Raw genomic sequence first — 25701 nt, 5'->3', positions numbered from 1 at the left:
GCGCTACGACAAGCTGGCGGCCACCTTCATGGGCTTCGTAACCCTCGCCGCCATCATGCTATGGCTCAAATAGCTAAATCGTCACCACAGCCTAGGACCGCTGGGTTGAGGCGTCCGGTGGCCGTTTCTCGAACACCAGCAGCGTCGATGTCGCGGTCGCACAAAGATTGCCTGCGGCGTCGTGAAGCGTCGCCTCGGTAAAGGCTGCCCGCCCGCCCATCGACAAGAGCCGGCCGACCGCGCGCACCGTCCCGCTTCGCTCGGTGAGCGCGCGCAGGAAGGACACCTTCAGTTCCAGCGTGGTGTAGGCGAAGCCTGGCTTGAGGGCGGTGTGGGCGGCGATTCCGCAGGCGCTGTCGAGAATGGACGAGATATAGCCGCCGTGGACCGAACCCATCGGATTGTACGCGCTGCCGTCGGGCTCGGCCTCGAACACCGCGTGGCCGTAAGCCGCCTCGATCAGCGACATGCCGATTTTCCGGCCGAACGGCGGCTGGACGCCGCCCGCCAGCAGCGCCTGCACCTGTTCGAGCCCGCTCGCTCCGCTATCGGCTTTGTACGACATCCAGGTTCTCCTTCAGGGTCACGGCCTAGTGCGCGTCCGGGGGCGGCTTGGCGCCGGCCAGGGGCGGGGGCTTGCAGAACGGGGCCATGACCAGGGCGGCCACGAACAGCATCGCCATCACCCGGAAGACGTCGTTGAAGGCCAGGGTCAGGGCCTCACGACCCACCACCTTGGCCAGTTCGCCTTGCAGGATCAGGGCGGCTTGGCCCGCGTCGGGCGTGCGCTCGGCGATGCGGGCGGCCAGGGTTCCGAGGGCGCCGGTTCCCGAGCGGCCGGCCTCGCCCAGGGCTTCGCCGAAGCGGGCGACGTGGATGCGGGCGTTGTCGCCCAACCAGGTGTTGACCACGGCGATGCCGATGGCGCCGCCCAGATTGCGCATCAGGTTGAACAGCCCCGAGGCGTAGCGCAGCTCGGCCATCTCGAAGCCGCCCAGCGCCAGGGTGACGCTGGGCACGATGCACAGCATGATGGCGAAGCCCCGCAAGGCCTGGGGAGCGAGCAGCGCCGCGAAGCCCCACTGGCTGGTCATGTGCGAGGTCAGCCAAAGGGCCGCGGCGAACAGGGTCAGGCCGATGCTGACGACGATACGCTGATCAACCCGGGTCGAGAGCCGCGCGGCGATCACCGTCGACAGGATCTGGGCGATGCCGGTGACGAACACCGTCGTGCCGATCTCCAGGCTGTCGTAGCCGCGCACCCGGCCCAGAAAGACGGGGATCAGGTAGGTCGATGAATAGAGCCCGAAACCGATCACCAGGTTGAAGGCGCAGGCGAAGGCGAAGGTCGGCTTGCGGAACGGCGTCAGCTTGACGATGGGTCCGCCGGACCGGAACGAACGCTCGACGAAGAGCAGGAAGGCCACGAACGCCACCCAGGCGGCGATGGCGATGTGCGTGTCCTCGAACCACTGCTTGCGCGGGCCCTCCTCGAGCACATACTCCAGCCCGCCCAGAAAGACGGCCATCGCGACCAGGTGGGAATAGTCGATGGTCTTCAGCATCTTGAGCTTTGGGCGATCGACCTTGATCAGGGTGATCGCCAGGAGCGTCACCAGGGCGCCAGGCGCGATGTTGATATAGAAGATCGAGCGCCAGCCGACCGCCTGCGTCAGCCAGCCCCCAACCGTCGGGCCCAGCGTCGGGGCCAGCACCGAGACCATGCCCAGAATGGCCGGGATCATCGCCCGCTGGGGTCCCGTGAACATCGCAAAGCCGGTGGCGAAGACGGTCGGCACCATGGCCCCGCCGGTGAAGCCCTGCAGCACGCGGAACAGGATCATCGAGTCGATGTCCCAGGCCATGCCGCACAGGGCCGAGGACACGGTGAAAAGCCCCGCTGACAGCGCGAACAGCCACCGCGTCGACAGCGCCTGCCCCAAGAAGGCCGCGAACGGGATCATCACCAGCTCGGCCATCAGGTAGCCCGTCTGCACCCAGCTGATCTCGTCGGGCCCGGCCGACAGGCCCGCCTGCACGTCGTTCAGCGAGGCCGCGACGATCTGGATGTCGATCAGCGCCATGAACTGGCCGAACGCCATCACCGCAAAGATCAGGAATTTCGTCCGGGTCGGCAGGGCGCCGGGATCGATCGGAGTCTGGTTCGCGCCGCTCACGGGCCGCCCCTTGAAAGTATGATGTCTATAATATTGTATGCGTCATGCAATCGAGGCCGGCAAGATGCGTTACGACAGCGAGCACAAGGCGCGCACCCGCCAGAAGGTGTTGGACGAGGCCGCCAAGGCTATCCGTGAGGACGGGCCGCACCGGCTGGCCGTGGCCGGGGTGATGGCGCGCGCCGGCCTGACCCATGGCGGCTTCTATGCGCACTTCGCCTCCAAGGAAGCCTTCGTCGCCGAGGCCATCGCCCACATGTTCGAGGGCGGGCCGACGGCGATGCTGGAAAAGGTCAAGGGCGCGCCGCCGCGCGATGCCCTGAGCGACTACATTGACTTCTATTTGTCGGCCCGCCACCGCGACACGCGTTCCGGCGGCTGCCCGCTGCCGTACCTGGCGGTCGACTCGCCGCGGCTGTCTGAAGTTTCGCGCGCGCGCTACGCCAGGGGCGTGGCGCACCTGACGGAGATCCTCGCCACCCATCTGGCGGCGCTGGGCCGTGACCACGCCGAGGACGAGGCTAGCTCGACCCTGGCCGAACTGGTTGGGGCCGTCACCCTGGCCCGCGCCGAGCCCGATCCCACCCGTTCCGACGCCATTCTGGAGCGCTCGCGGACACATCTGAAGCGTCGCCTCGGCTTGGAGGCCGCTCAATGACCGACGCCACGCTCAAGGAGGCCTTCGGCGAGGAAGGACGGGTCGAGGCCCCTGCCGCCCGGCCGCGCAAGGGCCCATTTTCCCGAAAGACCGTGCTGGCCGTCGGCGGGGCGATCAGCGTCGCCGCCAGTGGTTCGGCGCTGATCGCCATGCCCAAGAGCTCGGTCTCGACCGACGCGGCCTACCTTCAGGCCGACAGCTCCAGCGTCGCGCCGCGGGTGCGGGGCCTCGTGTCGCAGGTGCTGGTCGGGCACAATCAGATTGTTCGCCGCGGCGATCCGCTGGTCCGCATCGATCCGGAGGAGTTCGACGCCCGCGTCGCCGCGGCCGAGGCCGACGTCGCCAACGCCGAGGCGACGGCCGCCGGCGCCCGCGCGGCCCTGGTGTCGCTGGACGCCGAACAGCGCCTGGCCGGCTCCAACGTGCGCGCCGCCCGAACGGCCATCGCCGCCGCTGACGCCGAGAACAGCCGCGCCCAGGCCGACCGCAAGCGCTACGAAGACCTGGCCGACAGCGGCGCGGTGGCCCGGCGCGATGTCGAGCGCTTCCGCGCCGCGGCTGTCGGAGCCCAGTCGACCGCCGATCGCAGCCGCGCGCAGCTGGCCGTCTCCGAGGATCAGGCCGGGGTCACCGCCGCCAGGCGCGCGACGCTGCTGGCGGGCCTCTCCCAGGCCGACGCGGCGGTGGCCCGCGCGCGCGCCGCCCTGGTGCTGGCCCGGCAGGACCAGGCCCACGCCGTGATCGTCTCGCCGATCGACGGCGTGGTCGGCGACCGTCAGGCCGAGCCTGGCGACTATGTCCAGCCCGGCACGCGGCTGATGACCATCGTGCCGACCAAGGCGCTGTACGTCGTCGCCAACTTCAAGGAGACCCAGGTCGAGCGCATGCTTCCCGGCCAGGACGCGACGATCAAGGTCGACGCCCTGGGCGGCAAGGCGCTGAAGGGGCATGTCGAGAGCTTCGCTCCGGGGTCGGGTTCGCAGTTCTCCCTGCTGCCCTTCGAGCCGGGCACGGGCAACTTCACCAAGATCGTCCAGCGCGTGCCCGTTCGTATTCGCATCGATCCCGGTCAGGCGGATGCCGATCGCTTGCGGCCGGGTCTCTCGACGACGGTGACGGTGCGCCTGAAGGACTAGTCACCGTCCTGATGTGGCGCGTCGCCCGAAATCTCGCGGCTTCCAGCGCCCGAGCGGCCATGCCGATGAGGCTTGGCGGGCGCCGTGGGCTGAGCCAGTCCGTAAAATGGTGCGGGCGGCCGGGATCGAACCGGCATAGCCTTGCGGCTGACAGATTTTAAGTCTGTTGCGTCTACCAGTTTCGCCACGCCCGCGTTGGTCGCACGACCCCTACAGCAGGTCGATTCCGGCGTCGAGGGCGGGCAACGCCGGACGGGTGGCCGGAACGCGGTCGGGCGTGAGGGCTTCTCCATCCAGGAGGACGCCATGACTCACAGGAAGACCGACGAACTGGCGGAGGCGCTCAAGGCCAATCCCAAGCCCAGGCTGGACGACCAGGGCGACATCGCCGCCGACGACGCCGGGGCCACCGCCATGGCCGAGCGGGTGACCCGTTCCGCCGGCGTGCAGGGCGACGAGGAAGACCGCTAGCCGCGACCGCCCGCCTTTCCGGCATCGCTTGCAAACGGGGCCGTCACGGCTCGACGCGGGGCCGATGCATGATAGCGTCGCCGTTCTCGATCGCCTGAGGACTGGGCGAGGGTTGGGGATAGTGATCATGCAGCGTGAACTGGCCGTCCTGGCCCTCCTGGCGGCCTGCGCCGCGCCCCTGGTTCCCGTCGCGAGCCAAGCGGCCGAGGTCGAGGTGGTGCGCGCCGCCCGGCTGCTGGACGTGGCCACCGGCAAGTATCTGGACAGGCCGCAGGTGGTGATCACCGACGGGCGGATCTCGGCGGTGGGCAAGGCCGGCGACGCGGTCCCGGCCGGGGCCACGGTGGTCGACCTGCCCGATGCGACCCTGCTGCCGGGTCTGATCGACATGCACGTCCACCTGGACAGCGTCGCCGAGATCGGCGGCTACACCGGCCTGCAGTACAGCGACGCCTTCTGGAGCGTGGTCCAGACCGCCAACGCCAAGCGCACGCTGGAGGCCGGCTTCACGACCGTGCGCAATGTCGGCTCGGAGAATTTCGACGACGTGGGCCTGCGCGAGGCGATCGACGGAGGCTACGTGCCCGGCCCGCGCATCGTCACGGCCACCTACGCCATCGGCGCGACGGGCGGCCACTGCGACCAGACCTTCTTCCCGCCGTCGATGAACCAGAAGGCGCCCTACAACGTCGACAGTCCCGACGAGGGCCGCAAGGTGGTGCGCACCCTGAAGAAGTACGGCGCCCAGGTGATCAAGATCTGCGCGACCGGCGGGGTGTTCTCGCATGGCGACGAGCCGGGCCAGCAGCAGCTGACCCTGGCCGAGATGCAGGCGATCGTCGACGAGGCGCACATGGCCGGGCTGAAAGTCGCCGCCCACGCCCACGGCGCGGCGGGGATCAAGGACGCCATCCGGGCCGGCGTCGACACCATCGAGCACGCCAGCCTGGTCGACGATGAGGGGATCAAGCTGGCGATCCAGAAGGGCGCCTACTTCTCGATGGACATCTACAACACCGACTACACCCAGGCCGAGGGCGCCCGGAACGGCGTGCTGGAGGACAACCTGCGCAAGGACCGCGACATCGGCGAGGTGCAGCGCGAGAATTTCCGCAAGGCGCTGAAGGCCGGGGTGAAGATGATCTACGGCACCGACGCCGGGGTCTATCCGCACGGGACCAACGGCAAACAGTTCGCGGTGATGGTCCGCTATGGCGCGACTCCGCTGCAGGCCATCCAGGCCGCGACCCTCACCGCCGCCCAGGCCCTGGGCCGCGACAAGGACGTCGGCCAGGTGGCCGTCGGCCGCTATGGCGATCTGATCGGCGTGTTCGGCGACCCGCTGGAGGACATCACGACGCTGGAGGAGCCGGTGTTCGTGATGAAGGGCGGGGCGGTGGTCGTGCGGCCGTAGTCGTCACGCTGCTACACAATGCCGCGGCGATGGCGGCGCCGAGTTAACGCCAAGGTTTCGCGGTGATGCTAGGCCAGTGTCCTGTCGTTCCTGGAGCCGCTGCGGACCATGAGGCTGACCTCCGCCCACCGCGCCTTCCGCCGCACCATGACCCTGATCGCCGGCGGCAACCCGCTGAGCACGGCGCTGCTGGCGATCGTCCAGGCGGTGGAGGCCGAGGACCCGAGCACCGTCTGCAGCATCCTGCTGCTGGACGCCGAGGGCGAACGCCTGCTGCTGGGCGCGGCCCCCGGCCTTCCCGATTTCTATAACCAGGCCATCCACGGCGTGCAGATCGGCCCGTCCGCAGGCTCATGCGGCACGGCGGCGTTCACCGGCCAGCGGGTGATCGTCGAAGACATCCAGACCGATCCCCTGTGGCGGGACTACAAGGCGCTGGCCGCCCAGGCCGGCGTCGCCGCCTGCTGGTCCGAGCCGATCCGCAGCGCCAGCGGCAAGGTGGTCGGCACCTTCGCCCTCTATCATCGCCAGTTGGCCAGGCCGAGCGAGGAGGACATCGCGTTCATCGAGGCGGCGGCGGAACTGGCGGCGATCGCCATCGACCGCCAGCGCGCCGAAGACACCCTGATCGCCAGCGAGGCGCGCGCCCTGCGCGCCGCCCAGAGCGCCCTGGAAACGGCCAGCAACCTCTCCACGTTCTTCGAGGTGTCGCTGGACATGCTGTGCATCCGCGACCTGGAAGGACGGTTCGTCAAGCTGAGCCGGGCCTGGGAGACCGTGCTGGGCTATTCGGTCGAGGAACTGCTGGGCGCGCCGCTGCTGCCGTTGCTGCATCCCGACGACGTCGCTGCCACCCAGGCGCACATGGCCCAGGCCAACGACTCGGGCGAGGTTAGCGGCTTCGTGAACCGCTACCGCCGCCGCGACGGCGAGTACCGCCAGCTGGAATGGCGGGCGCGGCGGTCGGGCGACCTGATCTTCGGCGTGGCCCGCGACGTCACCGAGCGGCTGCGCGACGAGGCCGAGATGGCCGCGGCCCGCAGCGCCGCCGAAGCCGCCAACCAGGCCAAGAGCGACTTCCTGGCCAATATGAGCCATGAGATCCGCACGCCGCTGAACGGCGTCATCGGCATCGCCGCGACCCTGGGCGACACGCCGCTGAGCCCCGCCCAGCGCGAGATGGTCGACCTGATCCGCTGTTCCGGCGCGACCCTGGAGCGCCTGGTGTCCGACATCCTCGACGTCTCCAAGATCGAGGCCGGCCAGATGACCGTCGAGACCGGCGTGTTCGACCTCGAGGCCGCCATCGACGGCCCGCTGGACGTCACCCGGCTGCGGGCCGAGGGCAAGGGTCTGGCCTTCCGGGTCGAGCGCGGCGAGAGCGCCCACGGGACCTTCCTGGGCGACAGCGTCCGCATCGGCCAGGTGCTGGGCAACCTGCTGTCCAACGCCCTGAAGTTCACCGACCAGGGTGAGATCGTCGCCCGGATCGACGTCGAGACCCTGGAAAGCCCGGCGGCGGACGGCCAGGCGGATGCGCGCCTGATCCTGGAGGTCGAGGACACCGGCGTCGGCTTCGACGCCGCGCAGGGCGAGATGATCTTCCAGCGCTTCAGCCAGGCCGACTCGACGATCACCCGCCGCTTCGGCGGCACCGGTCTGGGCCTGGCGATCAGCCGGACCCTGGTCGAGATGATGGGCGGCGAGATCTCGGCCCGGTCGCAGCCAGGGAGCGGGAGCCTGTTCCGCGTGGTCCTGCCGCTGCAGCCGATCGAGGCTGCGGACGTCGCCATGGCCGGCGAGGCGGGAGCCGGCGCGACCCCGGCCGCCAGACCCGACGGGCTCCGCGTGCTGCTCGCCGAGGACCACCCCGTCAACCAGAAGGTCGTGCAGCTGATCCTGGAGCCGCATGGCGTCGAGGTCACGGTAGTCGACAACGGCGCCCTGGCGGTCGAGGCGTTCAGGACCGGCGTCTATGACCTGGTGCTGATGGACATGCAGATGCCGGTCATGGACGGCCTGGCCGCGACCCGGGCCATCCGGCGCCTGGAGCCGCATGACCGAAGCGTCCCGATCATCATGCTCAGCGCCAACGCCATGGCCCATCACCGCCAAGACGCCTTGCTGGCCGGCGCCGACCTGCACCTGGCCAAGCCCGTCACCGCGGCCGACCTGCTCAATGGAATCGGCCAGGCCCTGGACGGGCGCGAGCGTCGCGCGGGCTGAAAGCGACCGGCCCGGCTTCACCTTTGGCCCGCCAGCGCCTAAATCGTGCGGCTCGCGGCGTTCGCGCCGACCGACCCTCCGCTGCAAGGCCGCGCCCGTGATCACCTTCGAAGACGTCTCCAAGACCTATGGCGGGCAGGCGAGCGGCCGCGCCGCCCTGGCCGGGGTCAGCCTGTCGGTCGCGCCCGGCGAGGTGTTCGGGGTGATCGGGGCCTCGGGGGCGGGCAAGTCCACCCTGATCCGGCTGATCAACGGCCTGGAGACGCCGTCGAGCGGCAAGGTGATCGTCGACGGCGACGATGTGGCGGCCCTGGGCGTGGAGGGGTTGCGCTCCCTGCGCCGCCGGGTCGGCATGATCTTCCAGCACTTCAACCTGCTGTCGTCCAAGACCGTGGCCGGCAATGTCGCCTTCCCGCTGAAGCTGGCCGGACGTCCGGACGCCGAGGTCAGGGCGCGGACCGCCGAGCTGCTGGCGCGGGTGGGGCTGAGCGACTTCGCCGGCAAGTATCCGGCCCAGCTGTCGGGCGGCCAGAAGCAGCGGGTCGGCGTCGCCCGGGCCCTGGCCACCGGCCCCAAGGTGCTGCTGTGCGACGAGGCCACCAGCGCCCTCGACCCCGAGACGACCGAACAGATCCTGGAGCTGGTTTCGGGCCTCAACCGCGAGCTGGGCCTGACCATCGTGCTGATCACCCACGAGATGGACGTGGTCCGCCGGGTCTGCGACCGGGTGGCGGTGCTGGAGGCCGGCAGGGTGGTCGAGACCGGGCCGGTCGAGCAGGTCTTCCTGCATCCCGCCAGCGCCACGGCCCGGCGCTTCGTGATGGAGGTTGAAGGCCCCCTTGGCGGCGTTCCCGGCGAGGCCGGCGCCTCGGTTGACGGTCGCCTGGTGCGCCTGACCTTCCGCGGCGAGGCGACCTACAGGCCGATCCTGGGCGCGGTGGCCCGCGAGACCGGCGTCGACTATTCGATCCTGGGCGGCCGTATCCATCGCCTGCGCGAGACCCCCTACGGCCAGCTGACCCTGTCCCTCACCGGCGGCGACGTCGAGGCGGCGATCGCTCGGTTCCAGGCCGACGGCGTCCGGGTGGATCTGGTCGGGGGGGCGGGCCGATGAGCGGTTTCATGGACAATATCGACTGGGCCGAGATCGGCCAGGCGACGCTCGACACCCTGTCGATGCTGGGCGGCTCGATGATCCTGACTGTCATTCTCGGCCTGCCGCTGGGCGTGATCCTGTTCCTGACCGGACCGGGCCAGATGCTGCGCAACCGGCTCGCCAACGGCGTGCTGTCGCTGGTGATCAACATCCTGCGCTCGGTGCCGTTCGTGATCCTGCTGATCGTGATGATCCCGTTGACCGTTGCCCTGGTCGGCACCTCGCTGGGCGTGGCCGGAGCGATCCCGCCGCTGGTGGTCGGCGCCGCGCCGTTCTTCGCCCGGCTGGTGGAGACCGCCTTGCGCGAGGTCGACAAGGGCGTGATCGAGGCCAGCTTCGCCATGGGGGCCAAGCGCCGGCAGGTGGTGCTGGGCGCGCTGCTGCCGGAAGCCATGCCGGGCCTGATCGCCGCGGCGACGGTCACGGCCATCGCCCTGGTGTCCTACACCGCCATGGCCGGGGTGGTGGGGGCCGGCGGCCTGGGGGATCTGGCCATCCGCTTCGGCTACCAGCGCTTCCAGACCGACGTGATGGTGGTGACCGTGGTGCTGTTGCTGGTGCTGGTCCAGGCACTGCAGATGGTCGGCGACGCGGTGGTGCGGAAGGTCTCGCACCGCTGACGCGGCCCTCTCAGCCGGCTTCGCCGACAGCTCCCCCAGAGGAGGAGCAGCTTGCAGAGCGTAGATCCTCCCCCTCTGGGGAGGTAGCCCGAAGGGCCGGAGGGGGCTCACGGTTTCGGCCGATCTGGGCTAGGAAGCCCCCATGACCGACAACGACACCCCCATCCTCTCCGCCCCGCCGCCCGAACACTGGGACGAGAGTTTCGCTCAGGGTCTGGTCGGCAAGACCATGCTGGTCAACCTGACCTTCCTGGACGCCGAGGGCGAACTCGAGGGGCGCGAGGCCTTCTACGGCGTGGTGATCACCGCCGATGCGGAGGAGGGGATCCTGCTCGACCTGCTGGGCCCGCAGGACGGCGACACCACCACCCTGCCGCCCCAGACCTCCAACATCCGCCGCGCCGAGCCGGGGCTCTATCCGCTGACCGACGGCGAGACCGTCGAGAACCCCGACTTCCTGTCCAGCTGGACGATCGCGGGACCGGAAGAGCCGGCGAACGACGAAGAGTAGTCATCCGGAACGGGCGTCCGAGCCCGCCCCTCAAGCACGCGAAATAGCCAAGACTCTGCGCGTCGGTTCAGGAAAACTGATTTCCCGATCCGCCGGGAAGCGGGCAATACCCTACCCGCATAGTCGTCTTAACGGAGCCGTTCATGGTCGCCCGCCGCGCCCTTCTCGTCAGCCTCGCCGTCCTCTCGCTGGCCGCCTGCGGCAAGAAGCCCGCCGCCAGCGGCGCCGGCGACACCCTGACCGTGGCCGCCACCGCCGTGCCCCACGCCGAGGTGCTGGAGTTCATCAAGCCCAAGCTGGCGGCCGAAGGGCTGAAGATCGACGTCAAGGTCTTCAACGACTACGTCCAGCCCAACATCCAGGTGGCGGAAAAGCGCCTGGACGTGAACTATTTCCAGACCCTGCCGTACCTGGAGACCTTCAACGCCGACAAGGGCACGACCCTGATCCCGGTGATCGGTGTGCACATCGAGCCGCTGGGCGCCTATTCGCGCAAGGTCAAGGCGATCGGCGAGCTTCCCGACGGCGCCGTGGTGGCCATCCCCAACGAGGGCAGCAACGAGGGCCGGGCCCTGCTGCTGCTGGCCCGCAACGGGGTGATCACCCTGGGCGACCCCAAGAAGGCGCTGTCGACCCTGAAGGACATCACCGCCAACCCCAGGAACCTGAAGTTCAAGGAGCTGGAGGGCGCGACCCTGCCGCGCGTGCTGGACCAGGTGGACCTGGCGGTGATCAACACCAACTACGCCCTCGACGCCAAGCTGGACCCGTCCAAGGACGCCCTGCTGATCGAGGACAAGAACAGCCCCTATGTGAACTACCTGGTCGGCCGGCCGGACAACAAGGACGACCCGCGCGTCCAGAAACTGGCCAAGGCCCTGACCTCTCCCGAGGTCAAGGCGTTCATGGAGCAGAAGTACCACGGCGCGGTGGTGCCTGCGTTCTAGGGGCGCGTTGCGGCTGGGGACACACACGCGTCCAAAGGCCGCTGGTCGCGAGGCAAAGCCCCGGAATGCGTGTGTGTCCCCGTCAGCACCCGCTGGCGCTCTGTGAAATTTCACATTACATATCAGGCTCCTCTTTCCCGGAGCGCCGCCTTGCGACAATTGATGGCCCCCGACGACGCCCTGGCCGCTGGCCAAGCCGCGGGCGGGCGCGAGCGGATGCTGGTGCTGGACGTCTGTTCGTCCTCGGGGCTGGAGGACTGGTCGCCGGACCTGCAGAAGGCCAAGGTCTACGAGCGCATCCTGCTGGACCTGATCCTGGGCCGCCTGGCGCCGGGCGCGCGGCTGGACGAGCAGTCGCTGGCGGCGCGCTATGAGGCGGGCCTGGCTGGGGTGCGCGACGCCCTGGGGCGCCTGGCCCTGGAAGGGCTGGTGATCCGCCGGGCCCGTTCGGGCACCACCGTCGCCCCGCTGGACCTGGTCGAGCTGCGCCAGGGCTACGAGGCTCGTGCCCTGATCGAGCCGCATTGCGCGGGCCTGGCCGCTAGGCACGCCAGCAAGGCCGAGGCCGACGCCATCCGCGCGGCGTTCGACGGCGGCGAGCAGGCGGCCCGCGACCGCGACCTGCCGGCCCTGGTGGCCATGGACCAGCGTTTCCACGCTTCCGTGGCCCGGGCCGGCGGCAACATGGCCCTGGCCCGCATCCTGATCCCCCTGCAGCACAAGGCCGCCCGCTACTGGGTGTTCTCGTTCGGCGCGGCCACCGAGGCCGAGCTGATCGCCGACGTCGAACAGCACCGCGCCGTGGCCGAGGTGATCGCCCGCGGCGACGTCGAGGGCGCCCGGCTGGCCATGATGCGCGTGCTCAACATCATGCCCGAGGCGGCCCGACCGATGGTTCAGGGGTAGCGCAGGGACGCACGCTCTCCACACCTGTGTAGGTCCGGCTAGGCCGGAAAACGCGTGTGTGCCCCTTATCCGTGATGCGGTTCATCTAATAACGCCATCAGTATAATTCTTTCTGAAATGTCAGATAACGTTTTGACGAACGTTGCGTAAGGTCGCATTGGCTAGCTTCACCGCCTTCCTGCGGCGGACCTGGAGCTTTGACGATGTCGATCCGCGCCTGCCTGCTCGCCTCCGCCATGGCCGTCGGCGTCTTCGCCTCGGGCCCGGCCTTCGCCCGGGACGGGGCCCAGGACGCGCCCCAGGCCGACGCCGTCGACGCGGTGATCGTCCTGGCGCGCGACAAGGCGGGCCTGCTGGAGAAGCAGCCCAGCACCACGGTGTTCGGCCTGGAGAAGCCGCTGCTGGAGACGCCGCGCTCGGCCAGCTTCGTCAGCGACACCACCCTGACCCGCTACGGCATCGAGACCATCGACGGCCTGACCGCCGTCTCGCCTGGAACCTACACCGCCAGCTTCTACGGCGTGCCAGGCGCGCTCAACATCCGCGGCACCCTGGCCGAGAATTACTTTCGCGGTTTCAAGCGGGTCGAGAACCGCGGCACCTATTCGACGCCGATCGGCGGGGCGGCCCAGATCGAGATCGTGCGCGGTCCGCCGGCCCCGATCTACGGCGCGGGCAAGGTCGGCGGCCTGCTGAACTTCATCCCCAAGTCGGCGCGGGACGAGGGACAGTTCCTGACCGACCCCAGGGGCGAAATCACCGCCACCTTCGGGGCCTATGACAAGAAGAACCTGACCGGCCAGGTCGCCCTGCCGGTCAAGCTGGGGGCGGCCGACGGCGGCGTCTACGCCTATGGCGAGATCGATGACTCCAAGAGCTTCTATCGCGGCCTGCATCCCAAGCGCCAGCTGGCCGAGGTGTCGGCCGACTTCGATCTGGACAACGGCTGGAGCACCGCCTTCGGCGGCATGGTCTATCACTCGACCGGCGACATCCAGACGCCGGGCTGGAACCGCCTGACCCAGGACCTGATCGACCACCGGACCTATGTCACCGGCCGCGACACCTCGCTGGTCGACGCCGACGGCAACGGCCGGATCACGCCCGGCGAGGTGGGCCCCTATCCGTTCGGCAGCGCGCTCTACATCCCGTATTTCGGCTTCCCCGCCACCGACGCCAACCACACGCTGGACACCGGGGTGGGAACCACGAAACTGGACCCGCGCACGGTCTATGTCGGCGCCGCAGACTTTTCCAGGACCTGGACCAACACGCTCTATTTCGACCTGGCCAAGCGGTTCGGCGACGACAGCGTGCTGAAGCTGCAACTGTTCTATGACGACCAGGACAACAAGCGCTTCGTCTCGTACGGCTATCCCGCCTGGTTCGACAGCTGGGTCTGGGAGGCGCGGGCCAGCTACGCCTTCAGGCGCGATTTCGGGGCGGTCGGCGCCAGCACGATCGTGGGCGCGAGCTATCGCCAGTTCCGGGGCCGCCGGCGCGAGAGCTTCAACAGCGGCATGATCGCCATCGACCGTCGCGACATCTCGGTCGGCGCCCAACCCAACGACATCATCGACAGCCCGTTCAGCGCCGAGCCCGCCGGCGTCCAGGGCCTGGAATGGGAGAACGACAACCGGGGCAAGTGGCGCCAGATGGGGCTGTTCTTCACCAGCGACGTCAAGCTGGGCCAGCACCTGACCCTGACCCTGGGCGGCCGCTACGACGGGTACGACGTCGAGGCCGAGGACACCGGCGCCCTGCCGTTCACCGTCCCAGGTCGCCAGACCGACGATCGGGGGAAGGGGACCTACAGCGCCAGCCTGACCTACCAGACCCCGGTCGGGCTGATGCCCTATGTCAGCTACGCCAAGGCCGCGGCCCTGGAGGTCAGCCAGGCCGGCGAGATCGCGCCGGGACTGATCGCCGACGGTTCGTGGCTGTCGGACAGCGACCTGGCCGAGGCCGGGGTCAAGTTTCAGCTGCTGCGCGGGACCCTGGTCGGCTCGCTGGCCGCCTATCGCCAGAACCGCACCCAGCTGTCGGGCCTGACCCAGGTGGTGCAGGGCACGCGGGCCAAGGGCGTGGAGCTGGAAGTCCGCTGGCTGGCCTCCGAGCACCTGAGTTTCACGGCCACCGCCAACGCCCAGCACACCACCGTCAAGGGGCCCGACCAATCGTTCCAATACATCCCGGCCTACACGGCCGGCGTGCCCGGCCCCCAGGCCTATGGCGGCAGCTATGTCGTCTGGACGTTCAGCGGGCTGCCGGGGCGCGGCGGCGACTACGACTACACCCTGATCCCCAAGTCGGTGGTCAGCCTCTACGGCGCCTATACCAGCGACCAGCACGACTGGGGCCAGGCCGGGGCGACCCTCGGAGTCACCCACGTGACCAAGACCTCGGGGCTGGTGCAGGATGCGGTGACCTATCCCGCCTACGCCGTGGTCAACGCCTCGGCCTATCTGACGCGCGGGCCGTACACCGCCGAGCTCAACATCGATAATCTGTTCGACAAGCTCTATTTCACCCCGGACGCCGACACCTATGCCAATCTCGGCGCCTTGCCCGGCAAGGGGCGGGAGTGGCGCGTGACCCTGAGGCGGACGTTCTGATGACCTTCACCCCGTTTCGTCCCTGGCTGCTGGTCGCCGTGTTCAGCCTGCTGCTGTTCCTGATCACGGCGGCGACCTATTCGTCGCTGGGCGTGGTGATCCCGGCCATCGTTTCGGAGCTGGGATGGAGCTGGGAGCACGCCTTCCTCGGGTTCTCGATCCTGGGGGTGTTTACCGGCCTGTCGTCCTGGCTGCCGGCCCTGCTGATCCGGCGGATCGGCGTGAGAGGGACGGTCCTGGCCGGGGTGGCGGTGATGGCGGGCGGGCTTTACGGCCTGTCGCGGGTCCACGCCCTGCCGATCTATTACTTCGGGACGGCGCTGTGCGGGATCGGCTTTCAGATGGCCGCCCTGATCCCCGGCACCCACGTGCTGTCGGCGATCTTCAGGCAACGGGCCCTGCCGTTCGGGATCTATTTCACCTTCGGCGCCCTGGGCGGGGTGGCGGGGCCGTGGATGGTGGTCAGCGCCCTGTCGACGACCCACGGCGACTGGCGGCTCTATTGGGTGCTGCAGGCGGTCGCGGTGGGCGTGGTCGGCCTGGTCTGCGCCGTCGCCGTGGGCGGGCCGCGCTGGCTGGAGCAGGCCGGAGCCGCCCTGGACCGCGAGCTGGACGCCCAGGCCGCGGCGGGCAAGACGCCCGGTCCCGTCTACCATACCGACCACGAATGGAGCGTCCGCGACGCGGTGCGCACGCCGCAGTTCTATGTGCTGCTGGCCGCCTATTTCAGCCACCTGCTGGCGGGCGTCAGCGCCGCCAGCCTGACCCAGGCCCACCTGACCCAGCTGGGCGTCGCCGGGGCGGTGGCGGCCGGCATGCTCAGCCTGGAGGGCGGCATGCAGGTGGTCGCGCGGCTGGGCGGCGGCGCGATCGGCGACCGCGTCGATCCCCGCTGGCTGCTGGTGTTCGCCCAGGGACTGCTGGTGGTCGGACTGCTGGCCCTGTCGCGGGCGACCACGCCGTTGCTGCTGACGCTCTACGCCGTGGGGGTGGGGATCGGCTTCGGCCTGACGGTGCTGGCCGTCAGCCTGCTGCTGCTGAACTATTTCGGCCGCCGCAACAATGTCGAGCTGTTCTCCCTGACCTGCCTGATCGGGGCGGTGTCGGCGGCGGGGCCGTTCATCGGCGGCGCCATCCGCGACCGGGTCGGCTCGTTCACCCCGGCCTTCCAGCTGTTCGCCGCCCTGACCGCGCTGGTGTTCCTGGCGGCGCTGTTCATGCGGCCGCCGCGACCGAAATCGGCCTGATCGGCGCACAAAGAAAAAGCCGCCCCGACCGGGGTCGGGGCGGCTTCGTCAGGCTTGCGTAAGAGACGCTTAGAAAGCGACCTTCAGCGAGGCGGTGACCGTCGCGTGATAGATCGAGCCGTAGTCGCTCTTGTTGGTGTCCGAGTAGCGAATGTCGGCGCTGACGTGGTCGGTGATCGCGGCGGTGACGCCGGCGTTCCAGGTCACGTAGCTGTCGCTGGCGCCGCCGAAGTAGTTCGAGACGTCGACTTCCTGACGGCCGACGGCGCCGCTCAGGGTCAGCTTCTCGCCGATCGGGGCCGAGCCGTTCAGCTCATAGTACAGGGCCTCGCCGCCCTCGCCCGGGAATTCCGGCGAGTAGTAGAAGGCGGCGCCGACGGTGGCCGGGCCCACGGCGGTCGAGGCCGCGGCCTTGACTTCGGTGTAGCTGTACGAGCCCGGAGCGCCGTTCTTGTCCTTGGTGTAGCCGTAGTAGATCACGCCCAGGTCCAGATTGACCGGGCCGACGGTCGGCTTCACGCCGGCGTAGACGTCGATTTCCTGGTCGGGATTCGGGGTGCCGAAGTCGACGTTCGACGTCCAGACGCCCGCATAGCCGATGCCGTAGGTGGCGTCGACGCCGCCGAACACTTGGCCCTTGGTGTTGGTGTTGCTGATGCCGCGGAAGATGTAGTCGCTGGCCACGCCAACGTTGTACGACAGCTTCAAGCCGGCTTCGTCCTGAGCCATGGCGGCGCCGCCCATGGCGACCGAGGCGGCGGCGGCGACCAGCGCCAGTTTCAGAAACTTCATGTGTCTATCCCCTCTTATTCTGTTTCGCCGGCGCAAGGGTATGGAGCCTTCGCCGATCACGACGCCTGCAAGCGCGTTGAGCACGACGGCAGTAGTTGTCGGCCAAGCCTTTGTTGCAATCTTGCTGGTCAAATCGCCAGCAGAAAGCATGCCGCCGGCGCAAAGTTTGGGCGGAGTGTGACGATTTTGCTTCAGAAGTAGCGTCGGGCGCCACAGTGTCAACGGAACGATTGTTTCAGCTTTACCTGCGGCTTTAGCGCATCGCCAGACTCGCTCCGCCCAGGTGCAGGCCTGCGTCCACCAGCAGGGTCTCGCCGGTGACGTGGCGGGAAGCCGGCGAGGCCAGGAACACGGCGGCGCCGGCGATGTCCTCGGCGGTCGAGGCCGCCTTCAGCGGCGTGGCCGCGGCCGCGCCGGCGCGCAGACGGTCGATGCGCTCGGCGTCCATCGCCTTGCCGAACCACGGCGTGTCGATGAATCCCGGGCAGACGGCGTTGACCCGGATGCGCGGGGCCAGGGCCCGGGCCAGGGACAGGGTCATGGTCGTCAGCGCGCCCTTGGAGGCGGCGTAGGGCACCGACGAGCCGTTGCCCACCACGCCCGCGATCGAGGCGGTGTTGACCACCGCGCCCGGCTGCGGCGCGGCCTCCAGCAGGCTCCGCGCCGCGCGGACCATCTGGAAGGCGCCGACCACATTGACCGCATAGAGCCGCAGGAAGTCCTCGGCGTCGACCGCGTCGAGGTCGGCGTGGTCGGGGGCGAACTTGGTGATCCCCGCGTTGTTGAACAGGGCGTCGATCCGCCCCGTTCCCGCCGCCGCCTCGGCGATCCGGCGGCAGTCGGCGTCCTGGGCCACGTCGCCCTGGACCAGGACGGTCCTGGCGCCCTCAGCCTCGACCAGGCGGGCGGTCTCCTCGGCCTCCGCCGTGCTGCGGGCGAAATTGACCACCACCAGGCCGGCGCCGCGTCGCGCGGTCTCGACCGCCATGGCCCGGCCCAGGCCTGTCGAAGCCCCGGTGACCACCACCGTGAAGCCGTCGAAATCCCGTCCGCTCATCGCTCGCCTCGTCCCAACAGTTGTTTGACGTCACGATAGCGACGCCGCGCGCGCTTGTCTCGTGCTGGCGCGGGGCCTAGATGACCGCCATGACCGAACTTCATGTGACCCAGCTGGGCCAGGTGGTCGAGCCCGCCGCCAGCCCCGATCAGGCCGTCCTCGAGCGCGTGCCCAACCCGCAGAGCGACGTGACCTACCTGGCGCGCTTCGTGGCCCCCGAATTCACCTCGCTGTGCCCGGTGACCGGCCAGCCCGACTTCGCGCACCTGATGATCGACTATGCGCCGGGCGACTGGCTGATCGAGAGCAAGTCGCTGAAGCTGTACCTGACCAGCTTCCGCAACCACGGCTCGTTCCACGAGGACTGCACGGTCAAGATCGGCCGCAAGATCGTCGAGGTCGCGGCCCCGCGCTGGCTGCGCATCGGCGGCTACTGGTACCCGCGCGGCGGCATCCCGATCGACGTCTTCTGGCAGACCGGCCCGGCGCCGGAGGGCCTGTGGGTCCCCGACCAGGGCGTGGCGCCCTATCGCGGCCGGGGCTAAGCGGGTCGCCGGACCAGAAACGACGAGGGGCGCCTACCGCGGCGGCTGAGCCGGCGGCGGGGTCGGGGCGGCCGGGGGGCGCTGGCCCGGCGGCGGGACCGGGCGCGACGGGCCGATCAGCTTGCGGAAGCTGATGCGCACCGTCCGGCCGATCGGGTCGCGAAAGTCCGGCTGGTAGGCCTGGGGCGTCAGCCCCAGGCGGTCGTGCACGTCCTGGCGGGTGTCGAACAGGTTCTGGGCCTGCAGCTGCGCGCGCGAGCCGCGCAGCCACGGGTGGGCGCGCAGCAGGTCCGGCCGCGACGACAGGTCGGCGAACAGGTTCAGGCTGAAGGTCGACTGGTCGCTGAAGAACAGGTCCTGCTGCGCCGTCGCCCCGTTCAGGCGATAACCGCTGCGCCAGCTGCCGTTCAGGAACGCGCCCATGCCGCCCTTGAACACACCGACCTGCAGCTGGACCTCGTGCTCGGGCCCCGCGCCCGAGCCGCCGTCCAGGCGGTCGATGACCGGCAGGCCGTCGCGGATGGTGACCTCGTCCTTCAGTTTCCAGGTGTGGTAGAGCGAGACCTGCACCTGGCCCTGCCCGGGGCGCGGGCCGCCGCGGAAGCCGCCGCCGCCGCCACGGAAACCGCCTCCGCCAGCACCTGGGCCTCCGCCGGGGCCTCCGCCGGGGCCTCCGCCCGAACCGCCGTCAGGGCCCCGTCCGCCGCCGCCGGGAGGCGGTCCGCCGCCGAACTGGAAGCCTGGAACGCCGGGGCGCGGCTTGCCGAACGGGCGCGACAGGTTGAAGCCCCAGCGGATCTGCTCCTGCTCGGACTTGGCGTAGTTCACCGGGCGCGAGTCGACCGAGATCAGCCTCCCGCTGGCGTCACGGATGATCCGGTCGGGGAAGGCGTGTTCGATGTCGGCGGTGATGGCCGGGAAGCTGTTGATCGAGTCGTCGATCCGGGTGGCCGTGTAGTTGGCGCTGATCTGCAGGTTGGTCTTGGCGTCCTTGGGCAGCGGCCGGATGTTGACGCTCAGCTTCATCACCTGGCGGCTGTCGGAAACCAGGTTGGGATTGCCGCCCTCGATCCGCGTCGCCAGCACCGACTGGCCGGTCTTGAAGTCGTAGATCGAGACGTTCGGCGTCGACAGGATCGGGTCGTTCAGCTGCGACGGCGTCGGGGCGCCGTCCTCGCTGGTGTAGCTGACCAGGAAGCTGAGCGGACTGATCGGCGACCAGTTGGCGCCGGCCCCCAGGGTGATCAGCCCGCCGAAGTCCGACAGCCGCTCGTACTCGCCGTTGAAGTTGACCGACAGGTCGCCCAGCGCCGGCAGCACGCCCTTGTCCCGGTCGGAGATCGGCACGTTCAGGCTGGCCTGCAGGTTGCCGCTGGTGCGCGAGATGTCGCGGTCGGTCACTACGCCCCGACGGACGCTGCGGGAATCCAGGGTCTGGGTGTCCGCGCCGACCTTGAAGGTGGTCGACACGCCGCCGGCCGGGGCCTGCAGCAGGTTGCCGACGAACACCACCTCGGCGTTGGCGGTGTTGGAGGTCGACTTGGCGGTGTCGGGCGAGACGCGGGCCAGCAGGTTGGAGGGGATGTTGCCGAACGGGTTCAGGGCCGGATCCCCGGCGGCGACACCGGCCGCGAAGGCCGCCGCGTCCAGGCCGCGGCCGGTGGTGGTGTCGCTGGTCGAATAGACGTAGCCGCCGGTGGCGCTCCAGCGCCAGTCCTTGATCCGCCCATTGGCCGCCGCCGACACCGTGGCCTTCTGGGTGTCGGTCTTGCGGGCCATCGAGACATAGTCGTCGGCGTAGCGGTACAGCAGGACGTCCTGGCTGAACGGCGAATAGGGGTTGGTCTCGGGCACCTCCAGGCGGACGCCGGGCAGGCCGAGATAGGAATAGGAGGTGGAGTCCTCGAACGAACCGCTGAGCGTCGCCATCGACGACTTGCCCACCGGCCGGGTCAGGGCGCCGGTCAGCGAGGCCGAGGTTCCCCGGGGCGCCAGGCTGCGCCAGGCGGTCAGGTCGTCGGTGGCGGCGGTCCCGGCGTTGGTCGCGAAGTCGGCCAGGGTCGCGGGGCCGCCCAGCGCTGCGGTGGGAACCGGCGTGACGGTCACGGGCGAGCCGACCAGCGCCGTCAGGTTCGGGTCGATCGGCTGGAAATAGACGCCGTTGGCGACGTCCGGCGGCTGAAGGGCCAGGCCCGTGACATTGCCGGTCAGGTCGTAGGGCTGGCCCGACGGCGTGCGCACGATGTTGCGGTCGGTCTCGAACAGGGCCGTGTCGTGCGAGACCTTGCCGTTGAACAGCCACCGATTGTCGCCCTGGACACGGAAGAAGGTGCTCTGCAGGTCGGTCGAGGTGCGGTCGCCGGCGGTGGGGACCTTGACCCCGCCCTCGGTGGTCAGGGCGCGGAAGCGGCGGCGCAGGACGATGTTCACCACCCGCTGGTCGGCGCGATAGCCGTAGGTCAGCGACACTTCCTCGGGCAGGATCTCGAAGCGCTCGATCGCTTCGGGCGGGATGTCGCGGATCTCCTGGAAGCCCGAGATGCGGCGGCCGTTGACCAGCATCACCGGCTGGCCGTCGCCGCGGCTCTGGCTGGTGCGCAGCTGCGGCTCCAGGAAGGCCATCAGTTCCGAGATGCTGCCGGCCCCGTAGGCGCGGATCTGGGCCGGATTCAGGGTCAGCTCGGGCTTGATGTCGCCCTCGACCGAGCCGCGCGGCTTGCCGGCCACCACCTCGACCGCCTCGACCTCGGCGGCGTAGGGATCAGCGCCGGCCGGCGCGGCCTGCTGTGGCGCTCGCTGGGCCTGGGCGGCCGGTTCCTGCTGCCCGGGCGCGGCTTCGGGCGCGCCGTCCAGGACGGCGGACAGGCCAAGAATCAGGAGAGAGAGCGTCATGAACCCCGTCGGCCGTAGAAAGTTGGTCGGCGTGTAAGTACGCGGACATCGTCGAGCTTGGCCTTAGGCAACGCAAGGCCACATCACAAGTTACGGATGCTTAAGGTCGATTTGATGCAGGACTGTTACATAAGATGTCGTGGCTGATGCACGACAAAGCCTGCGTCTCGCAAGTCCCACGCCTTGGGATTACAGGCTGACGAGGTGGCGATTCTATGGCGTCGGACCGCTATTCCAGTCGTGCTTTGCCGAAGAATGACCTCGGACCGATGCGAAAAGGTCACAGGCGTCCGGCCGCCGCTCAGATGGCGGACCATTCGGTGGTGATCGCCGCCGCGTCCGGCCGCACCCGCTCCTGCGGGGCCTCGGTCGAGGTTCCCAGATAGACGAAGCCGGCCACCCGTTCCTCGTCGGCCAGGCCGAGAATGGCCTGGGCGCGGGGGTCATAGGCGTACCAGTCGGTAATCCAGTTGGCGCCCCAGCCCATGGCGGCGGCGGCCAGCAGCATCTGCTGGCAGACGGCCGAGGCGCTCTGGCGCTGCTCCCATTCGGGGATCTCGCCGGGGATGTGGCGCGAGATGACGGCGACGGCGACCGGCGGGCGGGTCAGCTTGCGCAGGGCGGCGTTGGCCTTGGCGGGATTGGCCTGGCTGTCGGCCAGGGCGGTGATCTTCTCGGCGAAGGCGTCCTTGGCCGGGCCGCGCAGGATCACGAACCGCCAGGGCGCCAGCTTGCCGTGGTCGGGCACCCGGGCGGCCAGGCGCAACAGGTCGGCCAGCTGGACGTCATCCGGTCCCGGCGCCGTCAGGCTCATGGCCGAGGCCGACCGACGCCGGGCCAGGAAGTCCAGCACCGCCGGCGACGGCGTGATCGGCAGCACTTCGCCGAATTCTGGGGCGGGGGGAACAGAACCGGCCAAGACGACCTCCGGGAAGCACGATAAGCAGCACACCTATGGCCGAGCCCCGGCCGCCACAAGTCGCGAGTCGTTCGCATGTCCGAAAAACCGCCCTGGCTCAAAGCGCACGGGACGCCCTGGAGCGTGACCCGGGAAACGGTCGTCTACGACAATCCCTGGATCACCCTGACCGAGTACGACGCCATCGCGCCCACGGGCCGGCCGGCGCTGTACGGCAAGGTGACGTTCAAGAACCGGGCGATCGGCGTCGTGCCGCTGCACGCTGACGGCACGGTCACCCTGGTGGGCCAGAACCGCTTTCCCCATGCCAACTACAGCTGGGAAATCCCCGAGGGCGGCGCGCCGCTGGCCGAGGACCCGCTGGACGGCGCCAAGCGCGAGCTGGCCGAGGAGGTTGGGCTGCGGGCCGCCGACTGGCGGCTGATCCTGACCATGGAGCTGTCCAACTCGATCACCGACGAGATCTGCCACGGCTATCTGGCCCTGGACCTGACGCCGACGGCGACCGCGCCCGACGACACCGAGGATCTGGCGATCGCCCGCGTGCCGTTCGCGCAGGCCCTCGACGCGGCGGTGTCCGGCCACATGCCGGACTCCTTGACGGTGGCTTTACTGCTCCGGGTGCACCATATGGCGGTGAAGGGCCAGCTGCCGGCCGACCTGGCGCGACTTGTGCTGGCCGAGGCGCGGTCTTAAGTGGCAACGGATCGGCGGCCTGGCCGTCGGATCCGAAGGCCGTTCTGGAGCATTTCCAATAAAGATGCTCTATTGTCGGCGTGGGCGAGGGAGATCCCGGTGGCCAAGCATCTTGAGGTCGTGACGCAGGAAACGGCGCCGCCCGTCTGGGCCGCCCTGCGCAACCAGGCCGAACACGCCGCCAAGGCCGAGCCGGCCCTGGCCTCGCTGCTCAACGCCGTGATCCTCAGCCACGACAACCTGGCCGACGCCCTGACCTTCCAGCTGGCGCGCAAGCTGGGCGACCAGGAGATGCGGGCCATGACCGCCCGCGAGTTCGCCGCCGACGCCTTCCGGAGCGACCCGGCCCTGGTCGCCGCCGCTGAGGCCGACCTGGTGGCGGTGTTCGAGCGCGACCCGGCCACCAAGGGTTATGTCCAGCCGTTCCTGTTCTTCAAGGGCTTCCTGGCCCTTCAGACCCACCGCGTGTCGCACTGGCTGTGGGGCCAGGGCCGCGAGACCCTGGCCTTCTACCTGCAGAGCCGGGCCAGCGAGGTGTTCCAGGTCGACATCAACCCCGCCGCCCGCATCGGCCAGGGCGTGTTCATCGACCACGGCACCGGCATCGTCATCGGCGAGACCGCGGTGGTCGGCGACGAGGTCTCGATGCTGCATGGCGTCACCCTGGGCGGCACCGGCGCCGAGCGCGGCGACCGCCACCCCAAGATCGGCAAGGGCGTGCTGCTGGGCGCCGGTTCCAAGGTGCTGGGCAACATCACGATCGGCGACTACGCCAAGGTGGCGTCCGGCTCGGTGGTGTTGAAACCCATCCCGCCGCACTGCACGGCCGCCGGCGTGCCTGCTCGCCTCGTCAACTGCCCCACCTGCGAAGAGCCGGCCCGGACGATGGACCACACGCTGGCCGACGTGGTCTACGACTACGTGATCTGAGCGGAAGGCTCGCCCGGATCCCGGATGCAAAAAGGGCCGCCTCGCAGCGGCCCTTCTGTTTCCCGGACTTGGCCGGCGGCTTAATACACCACCCCGCCGACGCCGCCGTCCAGGCTGAGGCTCAGGCCCGAGCTGGACTGCTCGCGCACCGTTTCCTCGCGATAGGCGGTGTACTTCTCGGTGGTCAGGATGGTCAGGATCTTCACCCCGGCGCCGTAGCGGCGCAGCAGCGAGCGCTCGTTGCAGTCGCGGGCCGGGCGTTGCGGCCGGCAGGAGAGGGCGCCGCCACGGCCGTCCGGGCCGCCGGCCAGGCCTGAGCCGCCGCGACCGCCGCCGCCGTAATAGAGGGCTTCGTTCTTGCCGCAAACATAGGTCTCGCCGCCGAAATTGGCCGCGCTGTAGCCTTCGTAGGCGCCGACCACGTACTGCATGCGCGAGCCGGCGATGCAGCGATAGAGCTCGCCGTCATAGCCGCTGTCGATGTCGCGGTCGGGGGTGACCTGCGAGGCCGGGTGGGGAATGTCGCGGTCGTCCAGGCAGACGGCGCGGATGACCACGCGCTTGAACTTGGTGCGGGTGGCCTCGTAGGACGCGCGACGGCGGGCTTCGCCGCCCTCGACGTTCAGGCCCTGGATGTAGCCGGTCGATATCGGGCCGGAATAGTAGCCGCCGTGGGTGCCGCCGCCGTAATAGACGGTCGAGCCGGCCGAGGCTCCCGCGCCCGCGCCGGCTCCGGCGCTGGATCCGGCCGTGGCCGTGCTGGTCGCCGAGGCGTTGGCGTTGACGATCACCGAGCCGCCGACATGGACGTTGATGCCGGGCACATAGACATTGTGGCCGCCGCCGCAGGTGTTGCAGCCGGGCGGGGTGGGCGGACGCGGCGGGGCCGGCGGCGGCGCGCAGCAGGGCGGAGGCGGCGGCGTGCAGCTGCCGCACTGGGCGTAGGCGACCCCGCCCAGCACCAGCGCACCCAGTCCGGTCGCCAGGCTGATCCACAGCCTGGACAAGGTCATTTTCGGCGCCTTCATCGGCCTCTTCCCTTCACAACACGTCGGCGTGCCGCGTGGCCAAAGGCCAAGCAAGTTTCACGCCATGTCCGCCGCTCCACCGGGAAACTGTCCCAGGACGGCACGGTCCTGGGGCTGGCCCGGTTCTCCCTGCAAGCCCGATGCGGTCGAAAACGACCGCGCGCGAGCCCGCCAGGGGAACGACGATGTTCCATCCAAGCACGGAACGGTTGATAGACTATTGGCGTAGCAAGGCCGTTAACGGCGCCATGCCCGCGCGCGCCGCCGTCAATCCGGCCGATTTCCTGGATCTGCTGCCGCAGGTTTTCATCCTGGGGCGCGACGGCAAGGGCCGCTATCCGGTGCGGCTGGCTGGCGGATTCGTCGCCGACCTTCACGCTCGCGACCTGCGCGGCGAGGACGCCCTGGGCTTCTGGGCCCTGTCGCACCGGCTGGAGGTCAAGTCCGCCCTGGAGGTCGCCCGTCGTCGGGGCGAGCCGGTGGTGATCACCGCCGACATCCGCGCCATCGGTGCGCCGTCGGTGGGCATGGAGGTGCTGCTGGCGCCGATGACCGGCGCCGACGGCCAGGCCGACCGTTTCCTGGGCCTTTACCAGCCGATCGCCATGATCCAGCGCCTGATGGGCCGACCGGCCTCGGAACTGGGCGTGCGCAGGATCCAGTCCCTCGGCCCGGCCAACGAGGAGGCGCCGCGCCTGCGGCTGGCGACGCTGCACGGGCGGCGGATCGCCTGAGGACCAGCACGAGCTTTCCGTCGG

The 25701-nt window shown here is 69.5% G+C and carries 23 protein-coding genes and 1 tRNA gene; 16 read left to right on the top strand and 8 right to left on the bottom strand.

Translation table 11 applies throughout. The annotated features are described in order from the left end of the window. Window positions 1-91: 91 nt before the first annotated feature. Both EV278_RS12490 and EV278_RS12485 read right to left on the bottom strand, forming a co-directional pair. On the bottom strand, window positions 92-565 hold the full coding sequence (locus EV278_RS12490; protein ID WP_132091528.1) for a PaaI family thioesterase: 474 nt from the start codon (window positions 563-565) through the stop codon (window positions 92-94). A gap of 25 nt (window positions 566-590) precedes the next feature. Continuing rightward, window positions 591-2177, bottom strand: coding sequence for a DHA2 family efflux MFS transporter permease subunit (locus EV278_RS12485; RefSeq protein ID WP_243692173.1), 1587 nt, complete (start codon window positions 2175-2177; stop codon window positions 591-593). A 64-nt stretch (window positions 2178-2241) separates the two neighbouring features. Here EV278_RS12485 and EV278_RS12480 point away from each other — a divergent pair, with 64 nt between their 5' ends. Together EV278_RS12480 and EV278_RS12475 are read left to right on the top strand one after the other, a co-directional pair. Further along, window positions 2242-2835, top strand: a complete 594-nt coding sequence (locus EV278_RS12480; RefSeq protein WP_132091576.1) for a TetR/AcrR family transcriptional regulator — start codon at window positions 2242-2244, stop codon at window positions 2833-2835. After that, the gene (locus EV278_RS12475; RefSeq protein ID WP_132091525.1) at window positions 2832-3971 is read left to right on the top strand and encodes an HlyD family secretion protein; all 1140 of its coding nucleotides are present in this window, start codon (window positions 2832-2834) and stop codon (window positions 3969-3971) included. The genes EV278_RS12480 and EV278_RS12475 overlap by 4 nt, the downstream gene beginning before the upstream one ends. Window positions 3972-4078: 107 nt before the next feature. Here EV278_RS12475 and EV278_RS12470 read toward each other — a convergent pair. After that, a tRNA-Leu gene (locus tag EV278_RS12470) sits at window positions 4079-4165 on the bottom strand. 112 nt (window positions 4166-4277) lie between these two features. On the opposite strand from EV278_RS12470, the gene EV278_RS24015 reads away from it, so the two are divergent. From EV278_RS24015 to EV278_RS12425, 10 genes are all read left to right on the top strand, one after another. Continuing rightward, on the top strand, window positions 4278-4442 hold the full coding sequence (locus EV278_RS24015; protein ID WP_165916625.1) for a hypothetical protein: 165 nt from the start codon (window positions 4278-4280) through the stop codon (window positions 4440-4442). Between the two features lie 127 nt (window positions 4443-4569). After that, window positions 4570-5856 (top strand): amidohydrolase family protein, encoded by a 1287-nt coding sequence (locus EV278_RS12465; RefSeq protein WP_132091523.1) that lies wholly within the window; start codon window positions 4570-4572, stop codon window positions 5854-5856. A gap of 108 nt (window positions 5857-5964) precedes the next feature. Beyond that, window positions 5965-8082 (top strand): ATP-binding protein, encoded by a 2118-nt coding sequence (locus EV278_RS12460; protein ID WP_132091520.1) that lies wholly within the window; start codon window positions 5965-5967, stop codon window positions 8080-8082. 97 nt (window positions 8083-8179) lie between these two features. Beyond that, window positions 8180-9196 carry a methionine ABC transporter ATP-binding protein gene (locus EV278_RS12455; RefSeq protein ID WP_132091517.1) on the top strand — a complete coding sequence of 339 codons (1017 nt, stop codon included), beginning with the start codon at window positions 8180-8182 and terminating at the stop codon, window positions 9194-9196. Then, window positions 9193-9858 (top strand): methionine ABC transporter permease, encoded by a 666-nt coding sequence (locus EV278_RS12450; protein WP_132091514.1) that lies wholly within the window; start codon window positions 9193-9195, stop codon window positions 9856-9858. The genes EV278_RS12455 and EV278_RS12450 overlap by 4 nt, the downstream gene beginning before the upstream one ends. Window positions 9859-10000: 142 nt before the next feature. Further along, entirely contained in the window at window positions 10001-10369 is a 369-nt protein-coding gene (locus EV278_RS12445) for a hypothetical protein (protein WP_132091511.1), read from the top strand. A gap of 143 nt (window positions 10370-10512) precedes the next feature. After that, a complete protein-coding gene (locus EV278_RS12440) occupies window positions 10513-11316 on the top strand; it encodes a MetQ/NlpA family ABC transporter substrate-binding protein (protein ID WP_132091509.1) in 804 nt (267 codons plus the stop codon). A 162-nt stretch (window positions 11317-11478) separates the two neighbouring features. Then, window positions 11479-12222, top strand: a complete 744-nt coding sequence (locus tag EV278_RS12435) for a GntR family transcriptional regulator (RefSeq protein WP_132091506.1) — start codon at window positions 11479-11481, stop codon at window positions 12220-12222. A 203-nt stretch (window positions 12223-12425) separates the two neighbouring features. Further along, window positions 12426-14837 (top strand): TonB-dependent receptor, encoded by a 2412-nt coding sequence (locus EV278_RS12430; RefSeq protein ID WP_132091503.1) that lies wholly within the window; start codon window positions 12426-12428, stop codon window positions 14835-14837. Further along, window positions 14837-16084: an MFS transporter gene (locus EV278_RS12425; RefSeq protein ID WP_132091500.1), complete on the top strand. Its 1248-nt coding sequence runs from the start codon at window positions 14837-14839 to the stop codon at window positions 16082-16084. Before EV278_RS12430 ends, EV278_RS12425 begins: the two co-directional genes overlap by 1 nt. A gap of 69 nt (window positions 16085-16153) precedes the next feature. Here EV278_RS12425 and EV278_RS12420 read toward each other — a convergent pair whose 3' ends face one another. Both EV278_RS12420 and EV278_RS12415 read right to left on the bottom strand, forming a co-directional pair. Next, entirely contained in the window at window positions 16154-16876 is a 723-nt protein-coding gene (locus tag EV278_RS12420) for a TorF family putative porin (protein WP_132091497.1), read from the bottom strand. Window positions 16877-17129: 253 nt separating this feature from the next. Then, on the bottom strand, window positions 17130-17933 hold the full coding sequence (locus EV278_RS12415) for an SDR family NAD(P)-dependent oxidoreductase (RefSeq protein ID WP_132091494.1): 804 nt from the start codon (window positions 17931-17933) through the stop codon (window positions 17130-17132). A gap of 89 nt (window positions 17934-18022) precedes the next feature. On the opposite strand from EV278_RS12415, the gene queF reads away from it, so the two are divergent. Beyond that, window positions 18023-18478, top strand: a complete 456-nt coding sequence (gene queF, locus EV278_RS12410) for a preQ(1) synthase (protein ID WP_132091491.1) — start codon at window positions 18023-18025, stop codon at window positions 18476-18478. Between the two features lie 33 nt (window positions 18479-18511). On the opposite strand, the gene EV278_RS24625 is transcribed toward queF, so the two are convergent. Continuing rightward, a complete protein-coding gene (locus EV278_RS24625) occupies window positions 18512-21370 on the bottom strand; it encodes a Plug domain-containing protein (protein ID WP_132091488.1) in 2859 nt (952 codons plus the stop codon). Window positions 21371-21671: 301 nt separating this feature from the next. Continuing rightward, a complete protein-coding gene (locus EV278_RS12400; protein WP_132091485.1) occupies window positions 21672-22289 on the bottom strand; it encodes a nitroreductase in 618 nt (205 codons plus the stop codon). Window positions 22290-22364: 75 nt separating this feature from the next. On the opposite strand from EV278_RS12400, the gene EV278_RS12395 reads away from it, so the two are divergent. Both EV278_RS12395 and cysE read left to right on the top strand, forming a co-directional pair. After that, window positions 22365-22985 carry an NUDIX hydrolase gene (locus tag EV278_RS12395; protein WP_132091482.1) on the top strand — a complete coding sequence of 207 codons (621 nt, stop codon included), beginning with the start codon at window positions 22365-22367 and terminating at the stop codon, window positions 22983-22985. Window positions 22986-23084: 99 nt separating this feature from the next. Beyond that, window positions 23085-23915: a serine O-acetyltransferase gene (gene cysE, locus EV278_RS12390; RefSeq protein ID WP_132091479.1), complete on the top strand. Its 831-nt coding sequence runs from the start codon at window positions 23085-23087 to the stop codon at window positions 23913-23915. Between the two features lie 80 nt (window positions 23916-23995). Here cysE and EV278_RS12385 read toward each other — a convergent pair whose 3' ends face one another. Beyond that, window positions 23996-24943 (bottom strand): hypothetical protein, encoded by a 948-nt coding sequence (locus tag EV278_RS12385; RefSeq protein ID WP_132091476.1) that lies wholly within the window; start codon window positions 24941-24943, stop codon window positions 23996-23998. A 140-nt stretch (window positions 24944-25083) separates the two neighbouring features. Here EV278_RS12385 and EV278_RS12380 point away from each other — a divergent pair, with 140 nt between their 5' ends. Continuing rightward, window positions 25084-25677, top strand: a complete 594-nt coding sequence (locus EV278_RS12380; protein WP_347812826.1) for a PAS domain-containing protein — start codon at window positions 25084-25086, stop codon at window positions 25675-25677. Window positions 25678-25701 lie beyond the last annotated feature (24 nt).

It is taken from the genome of Caulobacter sp. BK020 (assembly GCF_004342605.1).
GTDB lineage: Bacteria > Pseudomonadota > Alphaproteobacteria > Caulobacterales > Caulobacteraceae > Caulobacter.
The sequence above is the reverse complement of the archived record's forward strand: the minus strand, read 5'-3'. Positions and strand labels throughout refer to the sequence as shown.